Raw genomic sequence first — 7,156 nt, 5'->3', positions numbered from 1 at the left:
ACCAAAAGAAATAATGGTGGCTATAGCACAGGTGTTCACCTCTTCCCATTCCGAACAGAGAAGTTAAGCCCTGTAGCGCCAATGGTACTTGGGTAACACCCGGGAGAGTAGGTCGCCGCCAACCCATTTATACCTCAAGCCTCATACTGCAAAGTGTGAGGCTTTTTTTGTGCCTTTGGCTTCTCAAAAGGGATCCGGAATAAACATATGCATGTTCTTTCTTTCTCATTTAAAGAATGGCCTTTCATTATGATAAACCTGAAAGTCTTTACCAAAAATGTTTGGAGCTGGTTTAACTAAAAAAAAGGATCTGTAGAGCAGTTAAACAGGTATTTATTATACTCTACTTTTTGTGGCATGTAATCTGTAGAGTTAAGAGAGGTTTGCTGATTTATACTAAGCTGATTCCTAAGAGTGGTTTTGGTTAACGCAGTACAGTTAAACGCCTCCAACTGTACCTTTTTAAACTTAGTTCTTATGAAGAAGATCAAAAAGATTCTGATCATCGATGATGATGAGATGACAAGCTTCCTCCACAAACGCTTCCTTGAAAGTATGCAGGTAGCCCATGAGATAATATGTATCAATGACCCCTATCAGGCACTGGAGTACATGCATCAGCATTATGCTGCAACAACGTATAAGGTGTCAAGTCCTGACCTGGTTTTTTTAGATATCAATATGCCGACGATGAGTGGTTTTCAGTTTTTGGAAGAATTAGAGTCAAGCGGCATAGATTATGGTATGGTATCCATTGTAATGCTCACCACCTCTATATATTTCAAAGACAGAGAAAGAGCAGCCTCGTTTGGAAACAAACTACAGGGATACCTGGTAAAGCCTCTGCAAAAAGAAGCCGTACATGAGCTTCTCGAAGGGCGAAAGGTAAGTCAGTAAAAGCAAATGATTCTTTATTTACGGTAGCGTTACATTGAAAAAACATAACCAGCCTTTGCCATAGGCACCATCAGTAGTAACAGCTGTTGTAGTTTGAACAAACCCATACACAGCAGGGTTAAAATCCCTGATACCTGTGATGCACACTTTTGATGGGGACAAAGCCCCATTAGAGCGGTAGGTCTGCAAATGCTCCCGGGCAATAGCTTTGATCAATGCACTTAGCTGGTTTGATGCTGCAGTTGCAATACGAAAAAACATACAAGCGTCAATACGTGTTCAATGCCTGTGTGCCAGATCATTTTAGGCTTAAAAAGCAAATAAATGGATGTGATGATTCAGGTATTCTGGTTACTTCACTCATCAAAGTACTGATCAAATTTTTTTATTTCATCAGCATTTTTTGTTTTCTTAAAAAAGAACGCATTATATCCTCTTAAAGCTTTATACTTGTACTACATGATTTTTAGTGACTTCTTTTCCTATCCAACATGAAGGGCCCCGGAATTTTTTTGCAGCCAATCCTCTCTGAAATCTGATTGCATAGAAGTAGTTAAAAAGCAATAACTTAAAATCTACATTTATATAAATGGCTAATAAAACTTCTGAAGTCCTGAGTAAGCGCAAAAACGATGTGCTTGAGGCTTGGATAAAAAATCAAATCCAGGATCCTACACTACGAGAAGATTTGATGTCGAACGATGAACTGCATACGCAGTCAGATGAGCTGCTGAATTCATTTATTCAGGCAGTTAGAAGCGGTAACTATTCCGATATCAGTACCCAGGAGTATTATCCTGTAATCGAAATTCTGAATTCTCTTTCCATTACCCGCGCTTATGCCGGTTTTACACCGCGCGAAACAGCTGTATATGTGTTAAGCCTGAAAAAAGCAATCGTGCAGGTTTTGCAGGATGAACTGAAGGCTGATCAGAATACACTGATAGAGGAAATTATCAGAATATCAGATCTTCTTGATAGCCTGAGCCTGGTAACGCTGGAAGCCTTTATCAAAGGCAGGGAAGAAGTAATTCTTCGCCAGACCAGCGAAATCAATGAAATATCCACACCTGTAATCAGGGTATGGGAAGGCATACTGGCCCTGCCAATTATTGGAACCCTGGATAGTGAGCGTACCCAGATCATCATGGAGAACCTGCTGCAGGAGATCGTTAACACCGGCAGCAGCATAGCTATTTTGGATATATCCGGTGTGCCTACCGTAGACACCCTGGTAGCCCAGCACCTGATTAAAACAGTTAATGCCACCCGCCTGATGGGCGCAGAGTGCATTATCAGTGGTATACGTCCTGAAATTGCACAAACAATCGTGCACCTTGGTATCGATCTAACCGGAGTGCAAACCAAGTCCTCCATGGCTTCTGCCTTACGTTCAGCCTTCACCAAGCAGCAGATGGTGGTTACTAAAGCCAAAGCAAAACAATAAACCTGTCTGCTGATGGATAGAATACCAATCTTGAAAATGGGGCATTTTTTGCTGGTTACCATTCAGGTAGACATGTACGACCGCCTGGCCCTCAACCTGGAGAATGACCTCATCAATGCAGTACAGGCGCATGAATCGAAGGGTGTGTTGATAGACATATCGGCAGTATCCATTGTGGATTCTTTTATGGGTCGCATCATAGGCAATATTGCTACCATGTCTAAAATAATGGATGCACAAACGGTGGTGGTTGGCATGCAGCCCGCTGTAGCCATTACACTTGTAGAGCTGGGGTTGCCCCTGGCCGGAGTGTATACAGCACTTAATGTGGAAAAAGGCATGGAATTACTGCAGCAAAAAATAACGGAAGAAGCCGAATTTGACATAGGGGAGGCTGAGGAAGATGATGATCAGCCTGAATAAAGAAACTTTAAAAATAGTTTCTGAACAGGATGTAGTTTTATTCCGGCAGCGGCTAAAAGAATATGCCAGTAAAATTGGCATGAGCCTACTTAACCAAACCAAGCTGATTACAGCTTCCAGTGAGTTAGTGCGTAATATTCTGGTTTATGCCCGGCAGGGAGAGGTAATCATAGAGGTGGTCACTGACCGGCTGCAGACAGGTGTCAGGGTTACCTTCAAAGACCAGGGGCCTGGTATTGCCGATATTCCAAAAGCCATGCAGGATGGCTTCTCCACAAACAAAAGCTTAGGTTTGGGATTACCGGGGGCTAAGCGGCTGGTAAATTATTTCGATATACAATCTACACCCGGGAATGGAACAACCGTTACAATCATCCGCTGGAAACGGTAGCTCTTTCACTCATACCCGATACCGTATCGAAGACCGAAGCTATCTTAGCCTGATAAAAAAAGAAATAGCCAAAGAGGCTGAATCACTAGGATTCTCTGCAGAGCGCATAGGCCGTCTGGATATCATAGTTGCTGAGCTGGCTTCTAACTTACTCAAGTTTGGCCAGCGCAAACGCGAATTGCTCTGGAAACCTTTCTATCATAATAAAGAAGCAGGTGTTGAAATAATTGCCCTGGATGGCGGCGGCGGCATTACAAACATGGGACTTGCCCTGCAGGATGGCTACTCTACTTCCGGAACTGCAGGCGAAGGGCTGGGAGCCATTAAACGGCTTTCAGATACTTTCGATATCTATTCACAGCCTGGCGTGGGTACCGCTGTTTTATCGCGCCTTTTTACAAAAGAACTGCCTCTATGGTTTGATAAAACACCAACCATAGCTGCCGTTTCTGTACCCAAACCGGGGGAGAAGCTCTGTGGCGATGGGTATTATTTTGAATATGAACCCACAGAGCAGTTGTTAAGGATACTGGTGCTGGATGGCCTGGGGCATGGCCCCGACGCGCACCTTGCTGCTGAGGCGGCCATAGCGGCATATCTAAAGGTTGTACAGCCAGACCAGGCGCAGGTATTAAAGCTTATTCATCAGGAGATAAAAAAAACAAGGGGAGCTGTAAGCATGGCCCTTCAGTTCAACTTAAAGGAAAAGTTGCTGCGCTACTGTGGTGTGGGTAATATCAGCGGTAAACTCTTAGGCCCCGATGGCACTGCCCGGGCACTGATGTCTTATAATGGCATTGTTGGTCATACCATTTCATCCCGTATTCACGACCAGGAGTTAAGCTGGGAAAGAGGGAAACTGTTAGTTTTGCATTCCGATGGCATTACATCCCGCTGGGATTTATCTAAATATCAACAGATCCAAAAACACGATTTATCTTTGATAGCTGCCTGCCTGTACAGGGACCATAGCAGGGGCACCGATGATGTAACTGTAGTCGTTAGCAAACACCCGGAAACAGATGGAGGACAAGGTACAAAAGCCAATCATTGAAGTATCCCTGGAAAGGGAGCTCGATCTGGTAATCGCCTATAAGAAGGCCATGCAGCTGGCAGAGATATCGGGCCTGAATTTTACAGAGCAGACAAAGTTTGCTACGGCCGTTTCTGAAATATGCCGCAATGCGCTGGTGCATGCCCGCGGGGGTATGGTTGGCTTTTATATTTCTAAAGATGGGGGCCAGTATTATGTAGAAGCAGTGGTAAACGATGCAGGTCCGGGTATTGAAAAACTGGCTGAACTGCTGAACAGGATCAGTAATTTACCGGAAGGGCAGCGAACGGGCATCTATAACTGCAAGCGGCTGTCGGATAAATTTGAAATTGACAGCACAGAGGGGAGCGGCACCTGCGTGCGTATTGGCAGGCGCCTTCCGGCTAATCACCCTCCCATCAACCACATAATACTTTCTGGCTGGCGCAAACATTTCAGCCAGCTCAGCCCCGCTTCGCCATACGACGAACTCAAGCGGCAAAATCACCTCCTGCTTAAAACCCTGGAAGAGCTTAAGCAAAGTAAGGCACAGGTGCAGGAGCAGCTCGAGGAAATTCAATCATTAAACAGCGAGCTCGAGGAGAATAACAGTAAGCTGACCAAACTTTCAAAAGACTATGCGCAGCAGAACGAGCTGCTCTTAAAAAGAAACGAGGAGCTGGATGAGTTTGCACATATCGTATCGCACGATTTAAAGGGGCCAATCCGTAACCTCAAAGGCTTGGTGCAACTGTTAGAACAGGGTCGCGGCAAAAGCCAGCAGGAAATTATCTCTATGTTCAGGGGGCAGTTTCAGAAAATGGAAAGTCTGATAGAAAACATTCTCACCTACAGCCGCACAGGCCATGAGGAGATGGATAAAAAAGAGGTAGACCTAAACAAGATGCTGCATGAGCTTACAGAGGGGCTTTCCATGCCTGATACATTCAGAATCGAGATCGAGCAGGATTTTCCTTTAGTCTACACTGAAGAGATCTTCATTTTTCAGGTATTCAGCAATCTGCTGATCAATGCCATCAAATACAACGATAAACAGGAGGGCAGGGTAAAACTTGGTTTTGAGCAGATGGAGAATGGCGAGCTCTTCTACTATGTAGAAGATAATGGTTTGGGCATACCGGAAGAGAAGCGGGATAAAGTTTTTAAGATGTTTGCTGTACTGCACAAAGTAGAAGGTGTAGACAGTACGGGAATAGGCCTGTCTATTGTAAAGAAAATAGTTCAGGAAAAAGGCGGCAGGATCTGGATAGAAGACCCAAAGCACTGGAAGGAGGGCAGCCGTTTTTGTTTTACCTGGCCCGCAGAAATTGTTCTGTAGCCATGCAGCCCCTGTCTGCAAAAGCTTATTTCCCATCAGGGCAATACACAGGAGCATGCGGTTGAACGCCCGGCAGTAGTTCAGAAAAACTACTGCCGGGGTACTGACTTTCAGACATGAACCCGGTAATTATTCTGCTGAATTGCGTTGCTTTTATTTCGTAAAAAGGTTAAAATACAAAATTATAGCAAACTCTACCGTTGTCACAAACGAATGTGGGTGCCTATAATTTAGTAGTGCTGCATGCCGATGGCCTGGAAGGCGGCTTTATCTGTTTTAACCTGAATCATGAAAGATATTCAAGAGAAAGCTTCACTCATCAGGCGGGGTAATGCCTGGCCCTTTATTCTCATCACCAGTCTTTTCTTCCTTTGGGGTCTGGCCAACAACATGACAGACACACTCCTGTCTGCTTTTAAGCGGATCATGAGCATGTCTGATTTTCAGACCTCCTGGATTCAGGTAGCTTTCTATGGTTCTTATTTTTGCCTGGCTCTGCCTGCCGCAATTTTAATAAAAAGGTATAGCTATAAAACAGGGGTGCTTTTAGGCCTGGGTATGTTTGTGCTGGGCTCTCTTATGTTTTACCCGGCCAGTATTACCATGGTTTACTGGCACTTTTTGCTGGCCCTGTTCATCCTGGCCGGCGGACTCTCCATCCTGGAGACTGCCGCTAACCCTTATATTGTAGCCATGGGTCCGGAGGCATCCGGCACCCGCCGCCTAAATCTTGCGCAGTCTTTCAATCCCATTGGTTCGTTTACGGGGGTATTGCTTAGCAAGATATTTATTCTTTCGCAGCTAAACCTTTCTACTGCAGAGGAGCGCAGCAGCATGAGTGCTGAGCAACTTGCTGCTATACAATCCGAAGAGCTTACAGCCGTAATGGGCCCCTATGTGGGTGTGGCGGTTTTCCTGGTGCTGCTGTGGGTGGTCGTAAAGTTTACGAAAATGCCAAAAGCCTCAGATGCAGGCTCAGAGCTGGATTTGTTGCCGACATTCAAAAGACTTGTGAGAACGCCCCATTGGGTGTGGGCAGTGGTGGCACAGTTCTTTTATGTGGGGGCACAGATAGGTATCTGGTCTTACACCATCCGCTACGTAATGCAGGAGCTGCAGCTGAACGAAGATAGTGCCTCCTCTTACTACATGGCAGCGCTGGTACTTTTTGCCGCCTGCCGCTTTATCTTCACCGGGCTCATGAAGTGGGTAAGCCCCAGAAACCTGCTGCTAATCACTTCCCTGGCTGCTGCTGCTTTTACCCTGATTGCCATTTATGGAAGCGGCCTTGTAGGGGTATATGCGCTTATAGCCGTTTCCGGCTGTATGTCGCTGATGTTCCCCACCATCTACGGGCTGGGCATCCGCGATCTTGGCAATGATACTAAGATAGGAGGCTCGGGCCTGATCATGGCTATTCTGGGAGGTGCAGTTTTAACAGCTGTACAGGGGCATGTTTCAGACCTGGCACAGAATATCAACCTGGCTTTCTTTGTGCCCTTTTGCTGCTTTATTGTAGTTGCACTATATGCACTGATGGAAAGAAAGATGGAGGCTGCCGGAAGGCATAAGCATAAAGGTTCGGCCGAAGCGCTCTACTAAGCAGCTGGTGCAGGCCGGCCTGTT

Annotated in this window: 8 protein-coding genes and 1 rRNA gene; 8 read left to right on the top strand and 1 reads right to left on the bottom strand. The window is 45.6% G+C overall.

All coding sequences use genetic code 11. From position 1 onward, the window contains the following. Positions 1–12 precede the first annotated feature (12 nt). Together rrf and KWJ01_RS19785 are read left to right on the top strand one after the other, a co-directional pair. Positions 13–124: ribosomal RNA gene (gene rrf, locus KWJ01_RS19790) — 5S ribosomal RNA — on the top strand. 353 nt (positions 125–477) lie between these two features. Continuing rightward, positions 478–897 (top strand): response regulator, encoded by a 420-nt coding sequence (locus tag KWJ01_RS19785; RefSeq protein ID WP_224998838.1) that lies wholly within the window; start codon positions 478–480, stop codon positions 895–897. Between the two features lie 18 nt (positions 898–915). Here KWJ01_RS19785 and KWJ01_RS19780 read toward each other — a convergent pair whose 3' ends face one another. Beyond that, complete coding sequence (locus KWJ01_RS19780) at positions 916–1,158, bottom strand: hypothetical protein (protein WP_224998837.1); 243 nt, start codon at positions 1,156–1,158, stop codon at positions 916–918. Positions 1,159–1,486: 328 nt separating this feature from the next. Here KWJ01_RS19780 and KWJ01_RS19775 point away from each other — a divergent pair, with 328 nt between their 5' ends. From KWJ01_RS19775 to fucP, 6 genes are all read left to right on the top strand, one after another. After that, on the top strand, positions 1,487–2,344 hold the full coding sequence (locus tag KWJ01_RS19775) for an STAS domain-containing protein (protein WP_224998836.1): 858 nt from the start codon (positions 1,487–1,489) through the stop codon (positions 2,342–2,344). Positions 2,345–2,356: 12 nt separating this feature from the next. Then, positions 2,357–2,767 (top strand): STAS domain-containing protein, encoded by a 411-nt coding sequence (locus KWJ01_RS19770; protein WP_224998835.1) that lies wholly within the window; start codon positions 2,357–2,359, stop codon positions 2,765–2,767. Beyond that, positions 2,748–3,158, top strand: a complete 411-nt coding sequence (locus KWJ01_RS19765; protein ID WP_224998834.1) for an anti-sigma regulatory factor — start codon at positions 2,748–2,750, stop codon at positions 3,156–3,158. The genes KWJ01_RS19770 and KWJ01_RS19765 overlap by 20 nt, the downstream gene beginning before the upstream one ends. Next, the gene (locus tag KWJ01_RS19760) at positions 3,121–4,212 is read left to right on the top strand and encodes a SpoIIE family protein phosphatase (protein ID WP_224998833.1); all 1,092 of its coding nucleotides are present in this window, start codon (positions 3,121–3,123) and stop codon (positions 4,210–4,212) included. The genes KWJ01_RS19765 and KWJ01_RS19760 overlap by 38 nt, the downstream gene beginning before the upstream one ends. Further along, complete coding sequence (locus tag KWJ01_RS19755; RefSeq protein ID WP_224998832.1) at positions 4,181–5,530, top strand: ATP-binding protein; 1,350 nt, start codon at positions 4,181–4,183, stop codon at positions 5,528–5,530. Before KWJ01_RS19760 ends, KWJ01_RS19755 begins: the two co-directional genes overlap by 32 nt. A gap of 288 nt (positions 5,531–5,818) precedes the next feature. Next, the gene (gene fucP, locus KWJ01_RS19750) at positions 5,819–7,132 is read left to right on the top strand and encodes an L-fucose:H+ symporter permease (RefSeq protein ID WP_224998831.1); all 1,314 of its coding nucleotides are present in this window, start codon (positions 5,819–5,821) and stop codon (positions 7,130–7,132) included. Positions 7,133–7,156 lie beyond the last annotated feature (24 nt).

It is taken from the genome of Cesiribacter sp. SM1, from assembly GCF_020178975.1.
Lineage (GTDB): Bacteria > Bacteroidota > Bacteroidia > Cytophagales > Cyclobacteriaceae > Cesiribacter.
The sequence above is the reverse complement of the archived record's forward strand: the minus strand, read 5'-3'. Positions and strand labels throughout refer to the sequence as shown.